A 25,375-nucleotide genomic window follows, 5' to 3' on the forward strand; every position below is an offset into this window, starting at 1 on the left:
AGCCCGATATCGTGTTCCATGCCGCAGCGCTGAAGCACGTGCCGATCCTCGAGCGCGATTGGAGCGAGGGCGTCAAGACCAACATCTTCGGTTCGGTCAACGTCGCCGACGCCGCGCAGGCGGCGGGTGCCGAAGCCATGGTGATGATCTCGACCGACAAGGCGATCGAGCCGGTCTCGATGCTGGGACTGACCAAGCGCTTTGCCGAAATGTATTGCCAGGCGCTCGACCATGACCTGATGACGCGATCGGAGGGCAAGCCGCACATGCGGCTGATCTCGGTGCGGTTCGGCAACGTGCTGGCCTCGAACGGATCGGTGGTGCCGAAATTCAAGGCGCAGATCGAGGCCGGCGGTCCGGTCACGGTGACGCACCCGGACATGGTCCGCTACTTCATGACGATCCGCGAAGCCTGCGATCTCGTGCTGACGGCGGTGACCCACGCGCTGACGCCGGCGCGGCCCGATGTCTCCGTCTACGTCCTCAACATGGGACAGCCGGTCAAGATCGTAGAGATGGCCGAGCGGATGATCCGCCTATCCGGCCTCGAACCGGGCGTCGACATCGAGGTAGTGTTCACCGGCATGCGGCCAGGCGAGCGGCTGAACGAGATCCTGTTCGCCAGCGCGGAGCCGATGATGGAGATCGGGGTCGCCGGCATCATGGCGGCGAAGCCGAACGAGCCGCCGATGCAGACGTTGCGCAAATGGCTCGCAGCGCTCAAGGAGGCGATTGCGCGGGATGACCGTTCCACCATCCGCGCGGTGCTCAAGGATGCCGTGCCGGAATTCGGACCGCACGCCGCCTGATCTTTTTCGGTGTCCGCCGGCCATGCAGGCCGCTTCGAAAGCCATGATGCAGAAGTCCAGAAAAGTCATCGTCGTCAATCAGCATTATCCACCGGTTGCTAGCCTCGGCCGACGTCAGCGCGATTGAGCATCGAAATTATTATGGAGGCGGTCGACACTCCGGCTGGGAGCACCCGCACATCAATTGCAGGCTCTTGTCCCTCAGTTCGCGTTCGTCCCTTCGCTGCACTCAAGAGAGCGTTTGGAGATGTAAAGGCTGCCGCCGGAAACTACCAAAGCGATCGCCGAAATGATCACTGCAAAGTGTGCCGTGCTAAGTTGCGGCATGGCCTACCTTTCCCGTCTTGGCAGCCTGAGTACGATCGGCTAGCGCGGTTTGACGCACGCGTCGACCGCGTAAGCGCATTGCTCGCCGGCCGTGATAGTTGATCGCAGACACGGCCCACCAGCGAAGACCAAGTTGATTTTGCAGAATCGGCTCGACGACGTCCAAGCTTCCAGCGGAAACGGTGCCGCTGGTCACGACCGTCCCGTCACCGGAGTTGTAACTCCACACTTCGGTTTGGCCTTCGGCGGCTCCGCTCGCCGGTGGTCCCGTGCAAGCTAGAATTTTGACGTTCCGAGGCGATCACGCATCTAGTAAAAGGCCGCCTCATCGGTGGCCTCTCATTTTGCGAGGCCCTCTGGACTTCGATGAGCCAGGATCAAATAGGCCGCCGAGCCACCCAAGGCCATTACGATAGCCCCGAGTAATTGCATGAAGAAGCCGGACGAAACGGCGATCGTGAAAATGCCAAAAGCGACAAGCACGGCACAGACTGTCAGCAGTAAGGTCCTCTCCATGGCACCGTTCCGGGTATTTGAGACAGGACGCTCCCGGTCAATACGGACCTGCTGTGCCCCGGCAGTTCCCCTCAGACGCTACTATCATAACGGAATAAAGCGGAACCGCGGCCATCTGGAACGCGAGCGAAATCATCTGACGGCCGCCCTTGGGCAAAAGGGCTATTGTCCAAACAACTAAAGAAGGGAACCCGCGCGGGGGCGGGAAATGTGCGTTGGGTTGGAGATGCTTGCCGCGGCGGTCTAGCGTCGGAGCCACCGCCGCGCTCGGTTTTCAGTTTGGCCTGATGCCAGGAGGATGACGATGCGAAGACCTCAGAAGACGTTCGGACTTGCGGTCCGAGCCACCTGAAGCAGCTGCGGGCTCAGACGAGTCTTGAAGGGCAAAGAAGAGACTCGCACTCGTCGACAAGTGCTGTCATCCGAGACGACACAAACTTTCGGTCTTTGAAGAAGAGCGCATAGGTTCGATTTGACGCCGTATCAGGCAACTGGCTTCGGAGGCATATGATCCAGGGTTCCGACGAAATCGGATGGGCACGAATAGGCCCAGCGACCTCGAGCGGATTCGCAAGCTTGGCTTCGAGGGCGACCGCTTTGATGTCGCTTACAACGGCGAAAATAGCCGGCGGGTCGCCGGCATCCGGCAGAATATCGATAGCGTAAGAACAGCTAGAAAGGCTCAGACACAAGACAGATGCTAGTGCTCGCACGCCGTCCCCCACCGTTAGCGTCGAATACTAGAATAGTTTCACCATCACAATCTACGGGGTTTTTTTGTTAGGCCCCAGGAATCTTATTGATCACCCGCTGTTGCTTTGCGCACTGCCTCGAGACTGCTTCATGTTCGTGCAGCGCTTCCGGCGGGCAACGAACGCGTGGTGAAGCTCGGCCGGGATGGCACGGCGCATGATGTTGCTGACGGACAGGCAAGGCCGCCTCATTTGGCGGCCTCTGGCTTATCCGGTCTGGCAAACAGCGGAAGCGCACGTGGTGCCATTGATGCCGTCAACTTCAACGGCTTCATCCACAATATCCTTGGTGCGTTGTCCCAGGGCGGCGCCGGTTTATCGCGTTCGCTCCAATTGGATCGATGCGCTTCCATAAGCTCGATGTCAGCATCGGGCGTCAGGACTACAAGACTCCGCAGTCCGTGTTGGCATCGTTCGCCCGCGGAAACTGCGTGCCGGCGCCACCGCCTCCTCGCATGTCGCACCAACGTCAGTGACTATCGCGAAGCGCGCCTCTTGATCAGCTTGAGATCACTTACGAAATTCGATTTTTGACGAAAGACTGTTGCACCCATTTGGGGCCATTCACGTTGCAGGACCGGAAAACAATGCTCAACGAGGTTCCTCAGCCTGGCAGGGGTCGTTTCAGCAGGCTGAAGGCGAGCCGGTAGAGCGGCAGGCTGTCGATGACGCCGTGGTCCTCGATTGGGAGCGTCTTGCGCAAATGGTGGAGCGCGTCGCGGACGGCGGCTTCGTCCAGTCCCTCGATCAGCAACAGGGCAGCGAAGGAGCCGTCGTTGGCGCGCATGCCCTTCTCGCGGGTCTTGATCGAGGTGTGCACGAGGTCGGTGAGCAGGACCCGCGCAGCGATGATCCGGTCGAGGCGGGCGAGTTCGGCGACAAGTGTGGCGGCGTCCCAGGATGGCGCGGCGTCGAGGCGCAAGGGAGCGATGATGCCGCCTTGACCGGTGCCGGCCGAGGCGGCGATGCGGCCGCCGCCGCGGGCGAAATTGCCGAGCCGGGGCATGATGCGCTGCGACCACGGCGTCGGCGCGTTTAACCGTGCCAGATAATCCGCCCCGCCGACGACACGCTCGTCCTCGAGTTCGTAGAGGATGAAGTAGCGGTTCACCGCGATGCCTAGCGCGCGGAAGATGCGGCAGGCCAGAAATCCGTCGATGCCGACGCGTTCGGCGGCGTGTTCGCGTGTGATCCAGTGTGCCCAGTCGGTTTCATCCTGCGGCGTGAGATCGCTCCAGATGGCGAGATAGCCGGCTCCCTGCATGTCAGGCTCCGTCATTTTGGGCCAACGCGCACCGACGCCGGCAGCGACGCAGGCAGTTCGCCCGCGGCCTGCAGAGCAGCCTGCATGGCGACGATATAGCCATAGGGGCCGAGGCCTGCGATGACACCCTTCACCGCGGCAGAGAGTTTGGAGTGCCGGTGCAACTCGTCGCGAGCGTGGATGTTGGAAATATGCACCTCGTAGATCAAACCCTCGAAGATCTTCATGGCGTCGAACATCGCAATCGAAGTGAAGGAATAGGCGGCGGGATTGATGATCAGGGCGTCCGCGGAGGTTCGGGCGGACTGGATCAGGTCGACCAGCTCGCCCTCGTGGTTGGACTGGTGAAACGCCAGTTGCGTGCCGGTAAAGGCGGCGAATTCCTCGCAGGAGGACTTGATGGCATCGAGCGTGGTCGAGCCGTAGATATGCGGCTCGCGGATGCCGAGCATGTTCAGGTTCGGGCCATTGAGGATCATGATGCGCATGGAATGCCTTTCACGGGAAAATGACGGGGCAGTGTAGCGGATCGCGGCAACATGTCAGCCGTCGAACCATTTTGCCGGCACGGTAACAACAGACGGAAACAGCGCCATCGAGACAATACCGCCCGGCGCGCAGCGTTAAGTGAGCGGCCGGCCTTGTTCGCGATTGGGTTGCGGTGATAGAACGGGCCGTTCGCAATCAGGGGCGGCATGACTTTTACTTCGTGGCAGTTCGGCATCTTCGTTACCGTTGTCTTCGGCCTGTACTATTTGCCGGTCTTGAGAACGTTTCAGGTTCACCTGTTGGTGCTGGCCAGCCTGTTCTTCTACGGATATGGCCAGCTCGAGCTATTGCCGATGCTGGCGATCGCGGTGCTGGGCACGCACCTGTTTCTAACATTGGCCTTGAGGCGGCGCACGATCTGGCTTCCGATAGGCATCGCCTTCAATCTCACCCTGCTGGCATTCTTCAAATACAAACTTTTGTTTGTAACTCCGACCGCTGCCACGCTTTCCAACATCCCTGCCATCGACTTTCTGTTGCGCCTGCCATTGCCGATCGGCATTTCCTTTTTTGTGTTTCACAACATCAGTCTGCTTGTCGATTTAACTCGGCGAGCCGAGAAGCCACCTCCCAACCTGACCAGCGTCTTCCTCTACATCATCTTTTTCCCGCAACTTGTGTCCGGCCCCATCATGCAGGCCGCGAATTTTATGCCGCAGATCAAGCCTAAGTTTCTTGTCGACGTGGAGTTCGTCGAGGCCGCGAAATGGACAATCACGGGCTATTTTTTCAAGGTCTATGTGGCAAACAACCTCAACACCATGACCACCTACATGGATTTTCCATTTTACGAAACGGTGCAATGGCACGACAAGTGGCTACTTCTAATCCTCTATAGCAGCCAGATCTACGCGGACTTTTTCGGCTATTCATCAATAGCGGTCGGGCTTGGCCGTCTGTTCGGTTATCGCCTGCCAGAGAATTTCAACCTTCCTTACATCTCCGCATCCTTCTCGGAATTCTGGACGCGCTGGCACATCTCACTTTCAAGCTGGCTGCGCACCTACCTTTACATCCCGCTTGGCGGCAATCGCTGCGGAGAACTCAGAACGTACTTGAACCTCATGATTGTCATGGGGCTTGGCGGCCTTTGGCATGGCGCGGGATTGAGCTATTTGACGTGGGGTCTCTTGCATGGAGGCCTCCTCGTGATCGAGCGCCCGTTTGCCGGAACGCTGAACGCGGCGAACTCAACCACTCTGCGCGCCGTGCGCGTTACTTTTGTCTTCCTCTGCGTCTCGATCCTCTGGATTTTTTTTAAGCTACCGAATTTCGAGCAAGCGACGGCCTATCTGTCCGGCATGTTCACCCATAACAACTCGCCACGGACGGTGCATCTGTCCTACGCGCTAGCCGCGCTCTACACCGGGCCAGTGATCGTTCAGCACCTGGTGCCGAAGGCTTTGCTTGCCCGACTTACGGCAAATGCGGAACCTTATCTCTACGGGTTGATGGTCGCCCTAATGTATGTCGAAGCCGGCCCCGATGCCGCCTTCATCTATTTTCAGTTCTAGGAGACGGCTGGTGAACCGAAAATATCAGATGGCGTGGTTAGCAAAGGCTACGTTGACGGCATTTTTCGCGTTAGTATCGTGCGCATTCGCTACCTCGTTTTTTGGGGGGCCGCCTGAAATCCAGCCCGCGGACAATGATGGCGAGGCGGGACCGGCTTGGATAGCGTATCGGCGTGAACCGACACCGCAGTCCGTTCTTTTGGGAACGTCCCTGACCTACCATCTGAAAGAGCCATTCTTTCTGCCGGTTTCGGTTCGCAACCTCGCTATCCCAGGCAGGTCGGTCCTGACTGCGCTTGAGATCATCGCCAGCTATCCGAAACTTCCCGATAATATCTTCGTCGAGCTCAATGTCATGACGTGGCGCGCCGACAATGACTTCATCAGAAAGTTTTCATACAACTCAGGTGCGCATTTCCAAGTCATCGCGCCGATCCGCGCAATCGTTGCCTACCTCGGTCGGCCCGCGGACAAAGTCGGAGTGCGACAGCCTGTTGACGAAACCATCCTGAATCAGCCGCCAGCTGAATACGATAACAGGATATACATCCAGCGGGGGAGGGTAGCATGGAGCGGGCACAATCATGACGCTGTTATTTCGGAGACCATGGACGCCATAGTTCACATCGTCCAGAAAATTGAAGTCAGAGGCAGTAGGGTTTACTTTTTCGAATTGCCTCTAGCGCCAGGCATGGCGGACACCGATGTCGCCAAAACCACGAGAGCCGTGGCTCACCAGCATTTCAGCGATGCTTCGCGCTGGTTGCAATTTAGTTATCCTGCCGACCAACTCCGTTTCCGAGACCATGCACACCTCGACGAACGTTCTGCCCTGATCGTGGCCCATGCTATGCGTGACGCAATGACGGCAAAGCACTGAGTAAAAATAATGTCGAGGTTCACGCCTCAATCCAGCGGCGTTAAGTGAGGCGCTTAGTCGATCCCGAGATCGTTGGAGAACTGGCCCCATGATGGCGAGAAAGTCGGCAGTCGGTCTTAACTCGACGGCAAGGCCGGCCGCCTTCATCGCCGCAAACAGCCACTGCGACAGCGGTCCGGCTTCCAGTCCGATCCGTTCAAGCGCAAAGCCGGACGAACCGAATCAGGCAATCAGCGCCTCCCGGTCGCTCGCCACCTTGGCCTCGCGCAAAATCTTGCCGTTTGCGTCAACAACACACACGCTTGAGCATTCCAATGACACGTCGATTCCGGCATGGTAGTTCATGGTCGTCTCTCCTCGATGCTTGGAGCGAGGCTTATCCCCTGACTCCGTCACACCATCCATGTGAGGGACGACCGCCCACCTTCCAAGCGAGACGCGCGAAGCGCGCCTTCCAAAGCGCCGTAGCAAGCGCGGCTCGCTTGGAAGATGGGACCAGGGGCCCGTTACCCCATCTACAGAATGACGGCAGGTGGGCTCAAACAACCTTGCGCCGCCGCAGTTCCGCGATCTCGTCTTTCGCAAAACCAAACTCGGCCAGCACCTCTTCCGTCTGCTCGCCGAATTCCGGCGGGCGCGCGGCCATCCTGCTTGGCGTGCGCGACAGTGTCACAGGCTGGCCGACGAGCTGGATGTGGCGGTTCTCGTCGTTCGGCACGTGTTGCGCGATGCCGAGGTGCTTGACCTGGGCGTCGTCGAACATCTGGTCGATCGAGTAGATCGGGCCACAGGGCACGCCGGCTTCGTTCAATTCCTTGACCCAGGCTTCCGTTGACTTCTTTTCGGTGAGCTTGCCGATCGCTTCGTTCAGCGCATCGCGGTTCTTGGAGCGCGCGGGCGTGGTGGCGTAATCGGGGTTGGTGGTCAGTTCGGGGGCGCCGATCGCTTGCGTGCAGCGTTCCCAGATCCGCCCGCCCGTGGTCGCGATGTTGATATAGCCGTCGGAGGTCTTGAAGACGCCGGTCGGAATCGAGGTCGGATGGTTGTTGCCGGCCTGCTTGGCGACTTCCTTTTCCATCAGCCAGCGCGAGGCCTGGAAATCCAGCATGAAGATCTGCGCCTGCAACAGCGAGGTTTGCACCCACTGACCCTCGCCGGAAACGTCGCGCTCAAGCAGCGCCGTGAGGATACCGAGGGCGCAGAACAGCCCGGCAGTGAGGTCGGCGACGGGAATGCCGACCCGCATCGGACCCTGGCCCGGCGCGCCGGTGACTGACATCAGCCCGCCCATGCCTTGCGCGATCTGATCGAAGCCCGGCCGCTTGTGGTACGGGCCATCCTGGCCGAAGCCGGAGATGCTGCCATAGACGAGGCGTGGGTTGACCTGGCGCAGGCTCTCATAATCGATGCCGAGTTTTGCCTTCACGTCGGGCCGGAAATTTTCGACCACCACGTCGGCCTTGGCGGCGAGGCGCTTGAACACTTCGAGGCCCTTCGGGTCCTTCAGGTTCAGCGTCATGGCCCGCTTGTTGCGGTGCAGATTCTGAAAATCCGAGCCATGGCGCGGGCCGCCCGGCTGCTCGCCGCCGCCATCCTCCAAGAGCGCGTCGATCTTGATGACGTTGGCGCCCCAGTCCGCCAACTGCCGCACGCAGGTCGGCCCGGACCGGACGCGGGTCAGATCGAGCACGGTGAAGCGGGAAAGGGCCTGCGAAGCGCGTGGGAAAGGCATTGAGAAACCTTGTTTTTTTGGATTTCGCGTGGGAGGGACCAGCCCGATCCGACTTAAACAAATCTGGTGCCGATTTCCAACTGCTTGTTCGGCGCCCGGCGAGGCCAATCGTTGGGAGCAGCAAGGTTCCTTTATTGGATCGGCGGGACGGCTAGCGCGAAGAGCCGGAATCCGGCCCCGCAAGACTACGGATGGGTGCCTGAAATTCTGCTTTTCGCCGTAATGCACCGTAAAGCAGGCAGGCGCGACAAAGCCCGCCGGTAAACAAGCGTTAATGAAGGCGATTCTAGCCTTCCGTGTGCCTTTGCGATTCTCGCGCAACCGAACGACCTGCTGACAGGCCTGATCGATGAAGAAGAAAGATCTGCTTTCCGATGAGATCTGGGCCTTCCAGCCGTTCGCGTTCGGGGCGGGCGAGGGCGCGCTTCAGCATGACGGGGCGCACGACAAAGAGTTTGGCGACGACGGCGAGCCTTACCCGCTGGCGCTAGACGCCGCCAGCGTGTCCAGCGGCGAGGTATATGCGGCGAAGCCGGTCGCGTCGATCGCGACGCTCGCCGATTACCTCGTCAATGGCTTTTGGCAATACAACAACAACGTCGCCCATCACTGGGCTTCCAACACCATCACCTTCAATATCAACGGCCTGAATTCGGCGGAGCAATTCCTCGCGCTATCGGCGCTGCAGGCATGGTCCGACGTTGCCAACATCAGCTTCGTCCAGACCTCCGGCTCCGCGAACCTCACGTTCACCCACAACGGCACGATGCAGGCCTACACCAGTGGCCAGTGGTCCGGGAGCGGCGCGATCTCTTACCAGATCATCAACATCAGCACAGACTGGGTCACCACCGACGGCGGCGCCAACGACGGCAAGACCGGCATCGATAGCTACGCCTACCAGACCTACATCCACGAAATCGGGCATGCGCTCGGGCTTGGCCACCAGGGGCCGTACAACGGCAGTGCGTCGTATTCGACCAATGCGATCTACGCCAACGACACCTGGCAATACTCGATCATGTCGTATTTCGGCGAGCACAATTATTCCGGGAGCTCGTACCGCTACGTGGTCACGCCGCAGATGGCTGATATCTACGCCATGGCTTCGATCTACGGAGCGGCGACCTCGACCAGGATCGGCGATACTGTCTATGGCTTCAGCAGCAATGCGGGTGCGGTCTTCAATTTCGGCAACTACACTTCGGCACCGGCGCTGACGATCTATGACAGCGGCGGCAACGACACGCTCGATTGCTCCGGCTATTCGGCTGCGCAAACCATCGACCTGCGCTCAGGCGCGTTCTCGTCGGTGGGTGGTCTCGTCAACAATATCGGCATCGCGCTCAACGCGGTCATCGAGAAAGCCATCGGCGGCAGCGGCAACGACAGGCTGATCGCGAGCAATATGAGCTGCACGCTGTCGGGCGGCGGCGGCAATGACACGCTGATTGGGGGCACGGGAAATGACAGGCTGATCGGTGGCTCGGGCGTCGACACGCTGACCGGCGGTAGCGGCGGCGACACGTTCGCGTTTGCCTTTGGCGATAGCTCGGCTGGCAGTGGCCAGCATGACAAGATCATCGATTTTGGTACCGGTACCGATCGCATCGACCTTAGCGGAATCGATGCGATAGGCGGCACGGCAACGCTTGATCAGTTCATCTTTATTGCGACTGCAGGCTTCAGCGGTTCTGCCGGACAGCTCAATTACCTCTACAATAGCGCGCTCGGCATCACCACCTTACAGGGCGATACCAACGGCGACAAAACCGCTGATTTCGCGATTGATCTGACGGGAAATATCACGCTCACCAGTTCAGACATAGTCGGAGCTGCGGTTGTCCCGGTCGTCATCGAGGCGTCGGGCATGACCACGCTGACACAAGTCGGCGCCAATTTCTCTCTTTACGCAAAGGGCACCTCGTCTGGCCCGACGCTGAAATATGGTGGCGCCGCGGTCGTTGTAGGACAGTTCGATCCTTATGTGCCTATTGCTGTGGAGCAGACGGCAAACGGATACGAGGTTGCTTGGAGAGTTCTGGGGTCGAATCAGTATGGGGTTTGGTACACGGATAGCAACGGCAACTACATCTCGAATAGCGGAGTTATCTCGGGAGTCGAACTAGCGCCCTTTGAGAGCAGTTTCGATCAGGATCTAAACGGGGACGGGATGATCGGCGCGCCTCCTCCGATCGTGATCGAAGCATTTGGATCGACCGATCTCACGCAGATCAGGAATCAATTCTATCTCTACAACAACGGATCGGGGCCTCTGCTGAAATATGCAGGTGCTGCCGTGGTTGCCGGTCAGTTTGGCGCATATGTGCCGATCGGAGCGGAGCAGACCGCTACTGGATACCAAATTGCCTGGAAGGTCAGCGGTACCGACAACTATGGAATCTGGAATGTAGATAGCGCCGGCAACTACACCTCAAACAGCGGAGTTCTCTCCGGGACCAGCGCTACGCTTAAATCATTTGAGACCAGTTTCGTCCAGGATCTCAACGGCGATGGGGTAGTTGGCTCTATCCCCACGGTCATTGAAGCGAATGGGGCGACCGCCCTGACTCAGGTTGAGAGCAATTTTTATCTTTATAATGGCAGTTCAGGTCCATCACTAAAATATGCCGGCGCTGCAGTAGTGGCGGGCCAGTTCGGCGCGTTTGTACCAATCGGCGCAGAGCAGTCCGCTACCGGCTATGAAATTGCCTGGAAGGTCACAGGTGCTGATCAATACGGAATTTGGTACACGGACAGCAACGGCAATTACCTTGGAAATAGCGATGTTATGGTGGGAGCCAGTGCTTCCTTGGAGTCGATTGAAATCAGCTTCCATCAGGATCTAAATGGCGATGGCGTGATAGGCATACCGCCTTCCGCAGCAACAACAATCGAATCTTCAGGCGCGACAGGCCTGGTCCGTGTTGGAAACAGTTTCTATCTTGATATCGGGGGATCGCAGGTTTCGCTCAAGTATGCTGGTTCGGCAGTCGTTGCCGGTCAGTTTGACACCTTCGAACCGATCGGTGCGGAGCAGACGGCCACTGGATACGAAATCGCCTGGAAGGACCAAGCCTCAGATCAGTATGGGTTATGGTATACAGATAACAGCGGCAACTACATCTCCAATTCCGGAGTTTTGTCGGGAACCAGCACGTTCTTGGCGTCGACGGAAGTCAGGTTTCATCAAGATCTCAACGGCGATGGGACGATTGGGCCTCTCTCAGAGGCGATCGCAGCAAACGGCGGGATAGGCTTGATCACAGGTGTTTCGTCGCAGGCGCTTCCACTCACCATCGACAGCAAAGAACAATTCACATTCCGCGCAGGCATCGAGGCGGGATCTGCGGCGCGTATTGAACACGCGAATCCAATTCCGAATGGATTTGCGCCACTTATCGACGAGCAGTTGACAGCTCCCTTGCACGAGATACAAAATGGACATTTGGAATGGCCGCGAGCGCAAACATCCGGCGAGCATGATATTGCGATCAACGTCGTCGATCAGAATAGTTTAATTTTGTCGAACCTGAGCGCGTTTCACTTCCTCTAGGCCAGCGAAGGGGGCGGGGCCGCTCGGCACCTTGTAAGAACGGCAGCTCCAACAACGATCGGTCTTGGACCGGCAAAGGCGTCGTTGGATAGGGCAGTCGCAAAGTTATGAACGTCGCCTCGGAAACTGATGCTTCGGTCGCATATGGATGTCAGCCGCGGCTTCCGTTTGATCAATGCTAGCGTCGCTCCAATACGATCATCATACGAAATGCAATGTGTTTTCTTACAACCTCGGATACGCGTTCTTCGAAGGCCAGCATGGAGCGAACTAAATATGCCGGCATGAGGGACCAGGGCTGAAATCCTCCGCTCAAGGGATAAGCGAACAGGCTTAGCCACGTTACGCTCCTCACCGCGAGCGAGGGAACCGCTTCTTGGACCCGTGTGCGAGCCGCTTCAGTTGCAAACAATAACGTCGGGACACCCTGATTAGCGTCGAACGGATCGCGATCGGGATTGATCGTCACGTCAGCAAAAGGATCGGTGGTCATATCGACCGGCTCCTCATGAAAACGCTCATAGAACGGGCGCGCCAGAGTTGTCATCGCCGGTTCGATCATCGCGAGACGTCCGCCGGGTTTCAGCACGCGCGAGGCTTCCTTTAGGAATTCGACGGGGCGTTCCAGATGATGCAGCACGTCTAACATCACCACACCCGAAAAGACATCATCCGGGAACGGCAGCCGATGTGCATCCGCAACGACGTCGATACCCGGAAACGAAAGGATGTCGGTGGAAACCACGTCAGGCCTGAAATTCTTGACGTGAGCGGTTCCGCCACCAATGTCAAGAATGCGGCCTTCAGGACAGGCTCGAAGCAGTCTTTCGTGGAAATCTCTGTAAATCAAACGGACTGAGGGCTTCCTTTCCCAGGCGCCCCGATGAACAATCTGACGCTGGTCCAAGCCGGCTAGATCTTCTGTCATGACACAATCAGACGGCTTTGAGCTTGCGATACGCGAACCACACCATTTTCAAAAGCAGCCAGCCGTCTCGAAAACGCGAGATCTGAGTCTCACCGAAGGTGCGTGCTTTATAATGGACGGGCGTTTCGACTATTTTAAGGTTCTGCTTCGCCGCACCAAAGATCAAGTCGAAGTCACCGAACGGATCAAAATTGCCGAAATAGTTGCGCTCTCTCGCCAGCACCTCGTAATCCTTTCGCATCAGCGCCTTGGTGCCGCACAGCGTGTCCGTCAGCCGGGTACTGACGAGATAACTGAATAAATACGCGAAGAACCTGTTGGCGATGAGGTTGAGGGGACGCATTGCCTCCTCCTCCATCGGGTATATCAGGCGGGTTCCGTTGACGAACTCGGCCTTACCGGTCTCTATCACCGCGTGATACTTTGGGAGCGCTTCTGGCGGCATCGTCAGGTCGGCATCCAAAATAATCAGGACGTCGCAGGTCGCCGCTGCAAAGCCCTTTCGCACGGCATCTCCCTTGCCCCTCCCGTCCTGCTTCATCACCTTGATGTTCCAGGTGTCCTTATAGGCATCACGAACCCTTTCGCATTCCGCGAACGTATTATCACTCGAATTGCCTTCGACGAACAGTATCTCTTGCCGTGCACCAAACTTCGGCATCCGTAGAATGGCGTTCTCGATATTGCCTGTCTCATTGCGGCAGGGAATGATGATACTTACCGAAAAATTCCGGTCAGGAAACCGGCGCACGGGTCGACCGATGATGTAGGTCCGCAGGCACAGATGCCGTATCCCAGGCAATGGGGCGATGAAGCGGTTGACGAATGGACCCAATCCGAAAAGATGCCGCGGCAATAGTTGCCGCTGCTCTTGCCTGACCACCTCAAAATCCGCCAGGTCCATCAAGTTCAAAAAATCGGCAGTCGCGATGTAGTTAATCTTTGGCTGCCGGCTCTTCAGCCTCAGCAATTCGCCAAGCTTTAGTATTGGTTCCCATAGGTGGGAGTAGTAAGAGATAATAATACGCGTAGAAGGTGCGCTCAAGTGATGCGCCATCCTTAGGGTGTCGTCGATGTTTTCGAACATTCCGATTGTATCGGCGATTACGATGTAATCGAAAGGACCTTCGATCGAAGCCAGCGTCGCCTGCTCTTCCGCGTCACCCAGAATAAATTGCAGATGCGGATGCATCGCTTTGGCTTTTGCGACCATCGAACTGCTGAAGTCAACGCCAACGCCAAAAGAGGGCTGCACGGCAGCGAGCAAGTCCCCACGACCGCAGCCCAACTCAAGTACTCGCTTTCCCGGGGGAATCAGAAACTGCATAAATTTATGATCTGAGTCGTAATACGCATGATTGATACGGCGCCAACGATCCTGCTCGTCGATATGGGCCTCAACGTGTTCAAGCAGTTCCTGCTTGCGCGCATTCTTGAACGAGGGAAGGACGGAATGGACGGTTCTCTCTAAAATCATTACAACCTCGGTACCGGAACCCAGATCTTGTCGACCCGGCAAGCGTTTCGACAGTACAGCGTGAAGTTAGCGATGTGACGGTTGATTATTAACATGCCGGAGGCGAAGGTGGACCCAAAATATTCAGAAATGGCGCGAGCTGCTCACCTGGCGGTTGACAAAGATTTTCTTGCGGGTTTGAAGGAGAAGCGGCCGTCGGCGATCTTCGTGGCCACAGCCGCTATTTGGCTGCAACTGATTTTGGCCTGGGCTTTAGCGCTTCTAGGGCCGCTTTGGTTGGTGTTCATTCCTTTTCTTGTCTCGTGCGCGCTCGCGCAAGCCATGCTGCTTTGGGTGCACGAAGCTTCTCACTTTTCCCTATTTGATGATCGTCGTGTCAACGACATCTGGAGTGATGTTTTTTTTGCAGGGCCGATCGGGATTACCGTGGCCGCCTATCGCGAGCGTCATTCGTCACACCACGCGCATCTCGGGACGGACCTCGACCAGGACGGCTATCCCTACCACATCGACGTACGGGGCGGACGGGCGCTGATGGCGGCCATGGGCCGGACACTCATTGGGTTGACAGGTCTTTGGTTGGCAAGGACCAAGTACATCGGCAGGCGCTCGGAGTCTGCGCCGCCGATTTCGCCGCGATGGGTCGGTCCATTGATAACGGTGGTATTCAATTTAACCCTGATTTCGCTATGCGTACTCTCCGGTCGCTGGTACCTTTATCCGGTGCTTTGGGTGTATCCGATCGTTGCGGTCGCGGTCGCCCTTAACATCGTGCGTTCGGTCGCTGAGCATCAGCCCGAAGATTTCCCCCTATTTCGCGACGCTGTAGAGGCGGCAATGCGACCCGTTGTGCGCACCACGGTGCCCGGCTGGTTTGAGAAGTGGATGCTGTATCAGGCGAACTTCAACTATCACGTCGAGCATCACCTTTTTCCAACCGTACCTCGACATAATCTTGGAAAACTGCATCTCCACCTCGTCGCGAAAGGTTTCTACCGTCAGTTCCCTAGTTCGCTGCAAAGCAGCGGTTTTCTGAAATTCCTGCAGCTAGCGCGAAACAAGAAGCATGACGATTTCTCGGGTGCAATTGAAGATGCAATGCGACTCTAACCCCGTGAGGCAAGGCTCCGACCGCACTCTCGAAACCCGACCGACAACATGTTCCTGTTGCGGGTCCGATATTTCGCGCGAGATCGCGCGCGGACGTGACTACATCTATCAAGCAAGCGACGTATATCTTTCGCTCGTCACCTGCGAGCGTTGCGAGCACATATACCTGAACCCGCAGCCGACAATCAGTTCGCTGCCAGTGATGTACCCAAGCAATTACGGAACATTCTCCTCCAAATTTCGCGGCGGATACAACCTGTTGGCGGTCATCAAGAACAAGGTGAACTTCAGGCGCTTCAAGGCGGTCGCTGGCGTGCTTGCGAAAGGCATGCGGATATTGGATGTCGGATGCGGCAACGGCGAATTATTGCGGGCCCTGGCGACCGTTCGGCCGGACCTCGAGCTCTATGGCCTGGATTGGCATTTTCCGGCAACCACCCGGGAAGAATTGGAGGCCGTTGGCATTCATCTTGTGGAGGGCACACTTGAGGACGCAGCCCTGCCTGAGAATTTCTTCGATCGGATACTGATGTATCAACTGGTCGAGCATCTCTGGGAGCCAAGGATAGGACTCGCCAAGCTCGCTACCACTTTAAGGCCGGGCGGCGTTATTGCCATCGAAACGCCTGATACCGACGGTTACGATCGACATTTGTTCCCGAAGGGTACTTGGGGTGGATATTACGTTCCGCGCCATCTCAACCTCTACAACTTCGAACGGCTCGCGAAGCTGCTTGGAGAAACGGGCTTTGAAATTGTGCATCAGAAAAGTTTACCGGCTCCAGTGATCTGGTGCTACTCCCTGCAAGCCGCACTGCAAGAACGTTACGGTCCGAAGACTTGGACCGCGCGACTGTTTGATCTTCAAAACATCGCGGCTCTTGCTGGCTTCACGCTGCTGGATATGGCTGCGATCGGAATTGGCTTGAAAAGCTCCAATCAGCAGACGGTTGCACGTAAGCCGGTGTCGGACTGACCCCACGATGTTGCGCACTTTCTTCAACAGGAGCGAGCGCGTTTGGTGCTTTATTCTGCTGCTTTTTTCGAGCGCCGCCCATGCTTATTCAATGTTGGTTACCGGCGCGAAATATTGGATCGATTCGATCGCTTATTTTCAGCTCGGGATGGCTCTGTTCGATGTTGACCAACTTAGCCAATTGTACAGTTCACAGTTTGGTTTCCTGTATCAGCACTTCACTCCTGGATTGCCGCTTCTGATCCGCACGTTGGAGTCAATCTTTCAGGAACGGCTGTGGCCAGCGTTGGCCATTTTGCAGGGGGCATTCAGCGCTTCAGCCATTACTTATTTCATTCTGGCTTTCAAGAACAAGCTCAGCCGGCCAGCGCAATTGATAGTTGTGATCCTCTGTGGCCTTCATCCCTACTTTGCCTCGTTTCACAATGCTGCGATGACGGAATCCGTTTCCGCATCAATCTTGCTGGTGTCGCTTGGAGTGGCCGTCCGCTCGCTAGACGGGCGCCTCTCCCTGCGTCGTTCCTTGCTCGTGCTGCTGCTGCTGTCGATCCTTGCCGCGCAATTCCGGCCCTATCTGGGAGTCGTCGGAGGTCTCCTAGCCGCATTAATCGTGTACTGGCGAGGGAAGCCTTGGCGCCTTCCTCTCTATGCGGTCACGGCGCTGGCTTTGGCCGCTGGAATACTGGCCTTTCCGCTTTACCGAGCCGCACTGGGACTAGGCTTTTTCCTGCCAAATACGAGTGCTCTGCTTCTCACACATACATCATACGTCGCATGGGACCTCGACCAAGATACGGCGCACGCGCTGGACGATGTCGTTCTAAGCGCTGAGATCCGCACGCGGCTGATTGGAGATAAACCAATCAACTATGACGACGCGAAGCGCATTTTTGATGACCTGATTGGAGCGGGCCTTTCCCCCGATCAGGCCAAGCAAAAAATCGCATCCGCTGCTTGGCGTGTCCGGACGTCTTCTATGTGGGTCATGGAGCGGCAACTCCAACTTCCGCTTGCTTCGATCGGGTTTCAGATTGCACCCATGTGCTGCCAACCAAACCGTCAACTTACGCGTGAGCTAACCGGCTCGGCGATGTTCAACCACATTCGACATTATTTCCATTGGAATTCCGGCGTGGACGGCGGGAGCTATACGGAGGTATTCGACAGGTTCTCGGAAATGACGAGGGCGTCGCATATCTTCAGCGACGTAGCGGATAATTTCTATGTTTCGAGAATTCGTCCTTATGTGACCGACTCGCTAAAGTCACTCCGCGATCCTCTGCGTCTTACGCTTCTCGTTAGCGATCCGCTGATCATCGTGAGCTGGCTTGGCTTGTTGCTTTGTTTCCGGCGTGGACAACGGATTGGTCTTCTGGCTTTGGCCGTTCCTTTTGCTGTCATCTATGTCGCGGCATTTTATGCCCACATCTTTGGCGATAATCGGCATGCCCACCCGTTGATTCCAATAGTCGTCGTCGGTTTCGTAAAGGTGGCGGATGAATTTTTGGCGAACGGCTGGTGGAGGCTTCGCGGACTTCTTCGGGCTTTGAAGAATCCGTCGGCGAATGCCTCTTAGCTGGTACCTTGGTTTCAGGGTGCGATGGCAATCGCATTGATGCCCGCGCCATTCGTTATCATTCTCTCCAGCTCCCTTGCCGATGATGGAAGCGGCCTTTGAGTGCGCTCATCATAAAACGCGTATCCGTTGGGAACGAAGAACGAAAGTAGTTCATCCAATGATGTGTTGCGCTCTTCCAGCACGTAGGGAGCTAGCTCCATCACAAAGGTCGGTCGCATGTTGCGGAGCATTGAAGTTGCGCCGCGAAGTACGTCGCATTCGAACCCATCGACATCAAGCTTTACCAGCTGTACTTTGCGATCAGCCCTCTCGCTCAGGATACTATCGAGGCTACGTGCTCGCGCCGCTTGAGTCTGCATTTCACGGCCAAGATGCTTCGCATGCAGCCCAGCTTGCCGAGCGAGAGGCCAGCTCGAATAGATGGCCTCCGGAACATTCGCTTCATCGTCGGCGGTGAGAAAGCAATGGTGGGCTTCTATGCGACTCGCCAGCAACGGATTCAGGTCCAAGTTGCGACTGAGCTTTCTGAAAGCAAATTCGGTCGGTTCGAAAGCCATCACGCGGCCGTCTGCTCCAACAAGTTGGGCTAGGTGGAGGGTGTGCGCTCCAATGTTAGCTCCGATATCGAGCACTAGAGTGCCGGGAGAAACCAGTTTACGCAACGCGGCCTTTGTCTGACGCTCATAGAAATTGCCGAGAAAGATTGCGAAATCGATACCCTGGGAAAGATCCAGATCGTAGGTAACGCCACCCCGGCTAACAATGTCTTGGTCGGTTCGGCCAAAAAGCATCCGTCCCGCATGTATGACGTGATAGATTACACGGGCAGCAGCAATCTTGTGGGTCGTTTTCATGGCGAAGTCCAGACAAGTGAACGAAGAGTACTCCTAATCGATAGCGCATTCGCTGTAAATTCGGGTATCCGCAGGCGGTTGGGAAGATTGAGAATATGGGAGTAGACTTTGATGCTTCGGAGCCTCATGAGAAATACTGCTGTGGCGTCATATGGACTAATTACGAAGTTCGGAATTCATCGACTACCCTTCGCTGACCGGATCTTTCTTGCGCTTTATACTATCTACAAGCAGTATCTGGAGGCCGGTCCAATCGATAGCCTCAAGGAATTTGTTCCAAGCGGATCTTTGGTCATCGATGTGGGAGCAAACGTCGGCTTTTTTTCGCTCCGTTTTGCAAAATGGGTAGGAAGCGATGGGAAGGTCATATCGATCGAACCGGAGGATCGAAATTACGATCACTTGATTTCTGCCCTGAGGCGAGAGGCTCTTTTGGGCCGGGTTGATTGCCTGAAGGCCGTTGCCGCCGACGTGCAAGGTGAAATGTTTCTCGAGATTAATCCGCGTCACCCCGCAGATCACAAGCTTTCCCGTGACGGCACCGGGTTAGCTGTGAATGCCGTGACGCTGGACGAACTAGTCCAGGACGCACGGCATCTGAGGCCGGCGCTCGTCAAAATCGATGTTCAGGGCGCAGAGATGTTGGTGCTGCAGGGAGCGACCAACATTCTTAAGAACGCCGCGCCGGCTCTTTTCATTGAGCTTCACGAAGTGGGCTTGTCCAAGTTTGGGACTTCCGTATCGGCAGTTCTAGATTACCTGCTCGAACACGGTTATCAGGCCTATTGGCTGATTCGGGCAGGGGCCCACAGGAAAGCGAACCCAATCGAAATTCACGCTAAGGTTGCTCAAGTTGGATATGTCGATATCCTTTTCCTGTGCGAGCACCAATGTGAGTAGTATCGAGGTTTCCTTGCGCTGCTCAACCTGCCAGCATTGCTTGTCAGCGCCCTTGTCACTGATCGCGTTGCCGTAGCGCGACGGGGCCTTATTCGCGTCGCGGCTAGCTGCTCTACGCTCGCGGGTCCATGTTCGTGACCGTACTCGCGAGCGCTGAGATCTCGGGGCTGCTGCCATTTTCGCAGGATTCCTTTTGCGCTTTAGACCCATGGCGGCGCCGTTCCCTACGATCCAGTTTTTACAAACATCCTACTCATCGGTACGAACCTTGTGGCGCTGTCCATTCTTGCCCTCAGCTTCGTGAATACAGCAGCCGTGGGGACGTTTTAGTGTGATCAGAGGAACTTCAGGTTGCTGCTGAATATCCGCTTAAGGCGCCGAGGTTGAGCGGCGATATAAAAACAACGTAAAATCGTAACTATTTTACGCTTCACCCGCCAGCACCGCTAAGACAGCCCGAAGGTAAGGATTGCTTCGCGCGATACCCAAAGAGGCAATTCTCACACGTCCGAAACTCTTGCTCCGTTTGTCGAACATGGAACGAGCGGTCTTAGGGGCACACGCAATGCCGCCATGACTTGCAAATCTATGATTTCAGTGATATCCGACTGCACTCTGTGGTAGAGTCAGCCGGGGCAGGGGATGATCAATGTTTTGATTTTGTCTGGCGCATTTTTCGCATGTTGGAGCTACGCGCTACCGTGGTCATTTGGGAGATGGCAGTCCAGCCTTGCCCATCTTGGGTTTTTTTGTTCGGCCTTACTTTCGATTGCTTATCTGCTATGGACCGAGGCTCAGATTATTGACCCATGAAGGGGCTACTAAAACCTGAAACTGGATATGCAGGCTCTCACTCAGCCGTTTCAATTGGTGGTCGGCAAGTAAAGAGCACGATGCCCGGCGCCTTCTCGAAATCATCGAGCACGCGGTCGAGCTGCTTCTGACTGCGCACCAGCGGATAGATATATTCGATCGCTGTCACCCAGAGCAAATCGTCGAGTCGTGGATCAAAGGCAATGCCCTAAAGCCCAAGCTACGGCGCATCTGACCAGAAGATCCTGACAGCCGCTAAGGCATAAAACGACATTGGTAGCATACAAACCGGACGCTTCAGCATTCGAGGATTGGCACTCCGTCACCAGCCCATTCGCAGAAAATGTGGTGACAAGCGGCTGTTGAACAGGAGAGTGCAGATCGCGATCTGAACAACGAAAGTATCTGCTGATGGGGTGGAGAATCTCTGGGCCGTGCCAAATTGATTTGGTCGACGAAGGGTGTCATGCCACGCTATACCTTATCCGCGATCGACTAGTGACATGTCTTTCCGTTCCCAAGGAAAGGCATCGCGGATCAGTCCGAGCAAGCCTCAGATAGCGTTGGTAGCGAATTTTTGGCGGAAGCTAAATCTGAAGCGGATGGCTTCAATACTCCGCATGACGCGAGCCTCACGTGAAGTGAGGCAACACGATCCAGCATCGAGTTTGGCGCGGAACGTTGTATCGAGAGGCTCATGCAACATTGAGGCGCGTGGGACGATCGCATCTCAAACAGCTTGAAGCGAAGCGAAACAGAACGGACTCGTCAGACTTGGCTATCGTCTACCGGCGTTGCCATGAAGGCGCTTCAATCTTGGCTGTTACCGTGCGAAAGTACTGTAAAGCCATTTTTGCGTTCTGATCAGATTTGACCCGGGGAACACCTCATCCTTGCCAGTTCTTAGCGCCCAGACGTCGCCGTAATAGTAACCATCGGACCCAGCCAGTACCCATAATTGATTGTTGAAAACAACAGAGGAGTGCCCGAGTCGGGATGGCCATGGCCGTTTAGCCAAATAAGGATACCAGTCGCTGCCGTCATCGGAATACCAGAGATCATTTGCGCCGCCACGTGGCGAGGCAACGAAACCTCCCATAGTCCAAAGGAGTCCCTCGTAGGATGCTGCCGTTGCCCAAATACGGCCGGACCATGCAGCCTTATTCGTATGTTCCTTCCAATTGATGCCGTCCCAGCTGGACCATACGTCTCGGTAAAGGTTCGGTTTCTTGCCCCAGAGACCACCTCCTAGCAGCCAAAGTCGGCCGTTGTGTGCTATTACCGAGTGAAACGAGCGGGGTTGCCACGATGCACTGGCTGTCTCCTCCCTCCAATCAATACCGTTCTCAGTTGACCAGACGTCGTTCAATGCTGGCTGGTCGCCTTCATTTCGAGGGTGCTGCGTCCCACCTAAAAGCCACAGCTTTCCGTCATGCACAACCAGCGCTCCACCGCCACGAGGTTTCCATGCGGGAGCCGTCGTGGCGAGAGTCCAAGTTCGACCGTCGACCGACGACCATATTTCGCCGATTGGAACAAATCGGCCTTCCCTCTTCACAAATCCCCCCATTCGCCACACGCGACCCGCGAACGAGACGCTCATCGACTGGCCCGAATGTGTCCAGACGGCTCGATCAACTTCCTTTCTCCAATCAACTCCATCGACTGAGCTCCAGCCATCACCTGCGTCCAGCTCATCGGCGGAGGTCGATCCGCCGAACAGCCAAAGTCGATCGTTGTGCACGAGCAGTGCAGCTCCGTCTCGCGGGGACCAAGGAGCTTTATCCGTAAGTAGGGTCCAGGGCCGGTCGGGAGATGGTCGATATGACAACGCTGTAACCACACCGGCGATTACAGCTCCCCCGATCATCGCGCGCCGAGTTGGAAAGGCTCGACCGTCGAAACTTGAGCTGGTACTAAGTCGGCGGATACTGGGACCCGTCATAGCCTCTAACCAATTGTGGGTACAAGAGAAATGTCGCCAGAGGAAATTGGTGGGTCGAGAATCAGTTCCCTTGCCTCCAACGAATGTAAGCTGTTAGACAGCTAACACTCTTGCGCCGTGCAACTCAAGAATGTGGGCTACATCATGACGGAATTTCGCATATGTCTTGCTACAGGCAAGCGCGCTAGGCATGTGGCCCTCTGCCCATGATTAAGATTGCTCTGCTTGGGTGCGGGCGCATAGCCAAGCGCCATTCGGACTTGCTCGGCGGCGGCCGCATCAGCGGCGCAAAATTGGCCGGCGTTTGTGACGTAAATCGCGAACGGGCGGATGCGATTGGCTCGCGATATAATGTACCGGCGTACTATGATCTCCAAGAGTTGCTGGCCCAGCGCGAAATTGACGTTGTGTCGGTACTCACGCCGAGCGGGTTACATCCGGTTCATGCTATCTCAGTTGCGAAAGCTGGGAAGCACGTGGTTGTCGAGAAACCCATGGCGTTGCGGCTGGACGATGCGGACGCGATGATCCAGGCGTGCGACGCCGCGGGCGTCAAGCTTTTCGTCGTTAAGCAGAACAGGTTCAATGTTCCCGTGGTGAAAGCCCGTGAGGCTCTCGATGCAGGCAGGTTCGGGCGGCTGGTTTTAGGTACGGTAAGAGTTCGCTGGAGCCGAGACCAGTCTTACTACGACCAAGACGCCTGGCGGGGTACCTGGGCCTATGATGGCGGCGTACTTGCAAATCAGGCTAGCCACCACATCGATATGCTCGAGTGGTTTTTCGGCGACGTCGTAAGCGTGCATGCGCGCGCGACAACAGCGCTGGTCAAAATCGAAGCTGAAGATACCGCCATTGCAACGCTAAAATTTCGCAATGGTGCGCTAGGCATCATTGAAGCGACTACGGCCTTGAGACCAAAGGATTTGGAGGGTTCGCTTTCGATCATGGGTGAAAAAGGTGCGGTCGAAATTGCGGGATTCGCGGTCAATCAGATTCGGCACTGGAGCTTTGTGGACGAAACTGAATCTGACAATGAAGTTATGAAGAACTATTCCGTGAATCCTCCAAACGTTTACGGTTTCGGACATCAAGCCTACTATGAGCACGTTGTTGATTGCTTGAAGAATCAGAGTCCCGCCCTGGTGGACGGGTTTCAAGGTCGAAAGAGTCTAGAATTGATATCAGCTCTCTACGAGTCGATTGAGACCGGCCGAGAGGTAACATTGCGTTTTAGCCCGCGTCTTTGCCGACTCGGAGCATTACCTTGACCGCGTCGAGTGTCCAGCGTGTCGGTGTAAAGGATGTAGTTTTCGGCGTGCGCGTAAAGATCGTCGAGCCTTGCAATCTTTACGGGTGTAGCATTGGCGACGATTGCTTTATTGGCCCCTTTACTGAGATCCAGAAGACTGCCCGTATTGGAGCCAGAACGCGGGTTCAGTCCCATGCCTTTATTTGCGAAATGGTCTCGATCGGCGAGGATTGCTTTATCGGTCACGGCGTGATGTTCATCAATGACACGTTCTCAATAGGCGGTCCAGCGCGCGGTCGGAGGGAAATCTGGCGCTCCACTAACATAGGTAACCGCGTATCAATCGGCTCAAATGCAACCCTTCTTCCGGTTCAAATCTGCGATGATGTTGTGATCGGCGCTGGTGCAGTGGTGACGAAGAATATTACAGAGAGCGGCACCTACGTCGGCAATCCCGCGCGTATGCTCGAGCGCAAATGAGTCCTGTTCACCCACAAAAGCGGACTATGGATTTCTCTGATGTCTGTCCCATATGCGGATCTTCATCTTCAGTATCAAACTATCAAGGATGAGGTCGATGCAGCGATCGCGGCGGTTATTCGCGATAGCGCATTTATTCGTGGTCCTTATGTAGACGCGTTCGAGGACGCGTTTGCGGCCGCGATGGAAGCTAAACATTGCGTTTCCTGCGCAAACGGGACAGATGCGCTTTTCATTGCTATGGCAGCGCTGGGTGTTAAAGAGGGTGATGAAGTCATTACAACGGCGCACTCATGGATCAGCACTTCTGCCATGATTACACATGCTGGCGGAACCGTTGTATTTTGTGATACGGATGCCAGCACCTTCACCATCGATCCGCTAGCCATCGAAAGCGCTATCACGCCCCGAACGGTAGGAATTATTCCGGTCCATCTCTATGGGCAATCGGCTGATATGGATGCGATCATGGCCATCGCACGCAAGCACCAACTTTGGGTGATTGAAGACTGCGCGCAGTCCCACATGGCTCGCTACAAGGATCGTCAGGTAGGCACGTTTGGTAACGCGGCAACCTATTCTTTCTACCCGGGCAAGAATCTTGGGGCGATGGGGGATGCCGGGGCAGTCGTAACGAGCGATGACGGCCTTGCGGCGCGAATGGCAATGTTGGGTCGGCATGGTGGACTGACAAAGCACCAGCACAAGATCGAAGGCATCAATAGTCGCCTTGACGGACTACAGGCCGCCATCTTGTCTGCCAAACTTCGCCATCTTCCGCAGTGGACGCGGGCACGCCAGAGTGCTGCTGCAATATACGACGCGGGTCTCAATCAGATTAAAGACCTCGAAATTCCGTACGTCGCTTCTAACCGTACCCACGTCTATCATCTTTATACGATTCAGCATCCTCATCGTGATGACTTAGCTAACCACTTGAGGACAAACGGTGTGCAGACTGCAATTAACTATCCAGTTGCGCTGCCCTTTCTTGAAGCTTACTCGCGCTTTGATCATAGACCGGAGCAGTTCCCAAATTCACATCGTCAGCAAGGCAGGATTTTATCATTGCCGATGTTCGCGGAGATAACAGCAGATCAGCAGAACACGGTTATTGAACTCATTCATGCCTTTGCCTAACTACAAGGAAACGCATTGGCAGAAG

Annotated in this window: 17 protein-coding genes and 2 pseudogenes; 11 read left to right on the forward strand and 8 right to left on the reverse strand. The window is 56.1% G+C overall.

The features are described 5' to 3' along the window. On the forward strand, positions 1-809 hold an 809-nt coding region (locus tag LMTR3_RS16475), incomplete at its 5' end, for a polysaccharide biosynthesis protein (protein ID WP_141686651.1). 2,199 nt (positions 810-3,008) lie between these two features. Here LMTR3_RS16475 and LMTR3_RS16480 read toward each other — a convergent pair. Both LMTR3_RS16480 and LMTR3_RS16485 read right to left on the reverse strand, forming a co-directional pair. Continuing rightward, entirely contained in the window at positions 3,009-3,668 is a 660-nt protein-coding gene (locus LMTR3_RS16480; RefSeq protein ID WP_065746133.1) for a hypothetical protein, read from the reverse strand. 11 nt (positions 3,669-3,679) lie between these two features. After that, the gene (locus LMTR3_RS16485; RefSeq protein WP_065746134.1) at positions 3,680-4,156 is read right to left on the reverse strand and encodes a type II 3-dehydroquinate dehydratase; all 477 of its coding nucleotides are present in this window, start codon (positions 4,154-4,156) and stop codon (positions 3,680-3,682) included. Positions 4,157-4,363: 207 nt separating this feature from the next. Here LMTR3_RS16485 and LMTR3_RS16490 point away from each other — a divergent pair, with 207 nt between their 5' ends. After that, positions 4,364-5,731: an MBOAT family O-acyltransferase gene (locus LMTR3_RS16490; RefSeq protein WP_065746135.1), complete on the forward strand. Its 1,368-nt coding sequence runs from the start codon at positions 4,364-4,366 to the stop codon at positions 5,729-5,731. A gap of 10 nt (positions 5,732-5,741) precedes the next feature. Then, positions 5,742-6,611 carry a hypothetical protein gene (locus tag LMTR3_RS38570; protein WP_176721922.1) on the forward strand — a complete coding sequence of 290 codons (870 nt, stop codon included), beginning with the start codon at positions 5,742-5,744 and terminating at the stop codon, positions 6,609-6,611. A gap of 108 nt (positions 6,612-6,719) precedes the next feature. Here the strand turns inward: LMTR3_RS38570 and LMTR3_RS36505 are convergent. Beyond that, positions 6,720-6,956, reverse strand: a pseudogene (locus LMTR3_RS36505) (IS110 family transposase); the annotation flags it as partial. A gap of 193 nt (positions 6,957-7,149) precedes the next feature. After that, positions 7,150-8,343 (reverse strand): CaiB/BaiF CoA transferase family protein, encoded by a 1,194-nt coding sequence (locus tag LMTR3_RS16500; RefSeq protein WP_065746137.1) that lies wholly within the window; start codon positions 8,341-8,343, stop codon positions 7,150-7,152. 349 nt (positions 8,344-8,692) lie between these two features. Here LMTR3_RS16500 and LMTR3_RS39810 point away from each other — a divergent pair, with 349 nt between their 5' ends. Next, positions 8,693-11,899 carry a M10 family metallopeptidase C-terminal domain-containing protein gene (locus LMTR3_RS39810; RefSeq protein WP_065746138.1) on the forward strand — a complete coding sequence of 1,069 codons (3,207 nt, stop codon included), beginning with the start codon at positions 8,693-8,695 and terminating at the stop codon, positions 11,897-11,899. Between the two features lie 178 nt (positions 11,900-12,077). On the opposite strand, the gene LMTR3_RS16510 is transcribed toward LMTR3_RS39810, so the two are convergent. Both LMTR3_RS16510 and LMTR3_RS16515 read right to left on the reverse strand, forming a co-directional pair. Continuing rightward, positions 12,078-12,827, reverse strand: a complete 750-nt coding sequence (locus LMTR3_RS16510) for a class I SAM-dependent methyltransferase (RefSeq protein ID WP_065746139.1) — start codon at positions 12,825-12,827, stop codon at positions 12,078-12,080. A gap of 7 nt (positions 12,828-12,834) precedes the next feature. After that, entirely contained in the window at positions 12,835-14,304 is a 1,470-nt protein-coding gene (locus LMTR3_RS16515; protein ID WP_065746140.1) for a glycosyltransferase, read from the reverse strand. A 93-nt stretch (positions 14,305-14,397) separates the two neighbouring features. On the opposite strand from LMTR3_RS16515, the gene LMTR3_RS16520 reads away from it, so the two are divergent. From LMTR3_RS16520 to LMTR3_RS16530, 3 genes are read left to right on the forward strand one after another with little or no spacing between them, the layout of a single operon-like run. Beyond that, on the forward strand, positions 14,398-15,414 hold the full coding sequence (locus tag LMTR3_RS16520; protein ID WP_245319909.1) for a fatty acid desaturase family protein: 1,017 nt from the start codon (positions 14,398-14,400) through the stop codon (positions 15,412-15,414). Next, on the forward strand, positions 15,371-16,390 hold the full coding sequence (locus tag LMTR3_RS16525; RefSeq protein WP_245319910.1) for a class I SAM-dependent methyltransferase: 1,020 nt from the start codon (positions 15,371-15,373) through the stop codon (positions 16,388-16,390). The genes LMTR3_RS16520 and LMTR3_RS16525 overlap by 44 nt, the downstream gene beginning before the upstream one ends. A gap of 7 nt (positions 16,391-16,397) precedes the next feature. Next, positions 16,398-17,966: a hypothetical protein gene (locus LMTR3_RS16530; RefSeq protein WP_141686652.1), complete on the forward strand. Its 1,569-nt coding sequence runs from the start codon at positions 16,398-16,400 to the stop codon at positions 17,964-17,966. A 14-nt stretch (positions 17,967-17,980) separates the two neighbouring features. Here the strand turns inward: LMTR3_RS16530 and LMTR3_RS16535 are convergent, their stop codons facing one another. Further along, the gene (locus tag LMTR3_RS16535; protein WP_065746143.1) at positions 17,981-18,823 is read right to left on the reverse strand and encodes an FkbM family methyltransferase; all 843 of its coding nucleotides are present in this window, start codon (positions 18,821-18,823) and stop codon (positions 17,981-17,983) included. Positions 18,824-18,949: 126 nt separating this feature from the next. Here LMTR3_RS16535 and LMTR3_RS16540 point away from each other — a divergent pair, with 126 nt between their 5' ends. After that, a complete protein-coding gene (locus tag LMTR3_RS16540) occupies positions 18,950-19,723 on the forward strand; it encodes an FkbM family methyltransferase (protein ID WP_176721923.1) in 774 nt (257 codons plus the stop codon). 880 nt (positions 19,724-20,603) lie between these two features. Here LMTR3_RS16540 and LMTR3_RS37675 read toward each other — a convergent pair. Then, positions 20,604-20,705, reverse strand: a pseudogene (locus LMTR3_RS37675) (phosphoenolpyruvate synthase regulatory protein); the annotation flags it as partial. A 1,982-nt stretch (positions 20,706-22,687) separates the two neighbouring features. Between LMTR3_RS37675 and LMTR3_RS16545 the strand changes: the two are divergent. The 3 genes from LMTR3_RS16545 to LMTR3_RS16555 are packed head-to-tail and all read left to right on the forward strand — an operon-like array spanning position 22,688 to position 25,350. Continuing rightward, positions 22,688-23,749, forward strand: coding sequence for a Gfo/Idh/MocA family protein (locus tag LMTR3_RS16545; protein WP_065746145.1), 1,062 nt, complete (start codon positions 22,688-22,690; stop codon positions 23,747-23,749). Further along, positions 23,746-24,210, forward strand: coding sequence for an acyltransferase (locus LMTR3_RS16550; RefSeq protein WP_065746146.1), 465 nt, complete (start codon positions 23,746-23,748; stop codon positions 24,208-24,210). Before LMTR3_RS16545 ends, LMTR3_RS16550 begins: the two co-directional genes overlap by 4 nt. 39 nt (positions 24,211-24,249) lie before the next feature. Beyond that, positions 24,250-25,350: a DegT/DnrJ/EryC1/StrS family aminotransferase gene (locus tag LMTR3_RS16555; protein ID WP_065746147.1), complete on the forward strand. Its 1,101-nt coding sequence runs from the start codon at positions 24,250-24,252 to the stop codon at positions 25,348-25,350. The last annotated feature ends 25 nt before the right edge of the window (positions 25,351-25,375 follow it).

The organism is Bradyrhizobium sp. LMTR 3 (assembly GCF_001693485.1).
Taxonomy (GTDB): Bacteria; Pseudomonadota; Alphaproteobacteria; order Rhizobiales; family Xanthobacteraceae; genus Bradyrhizobium.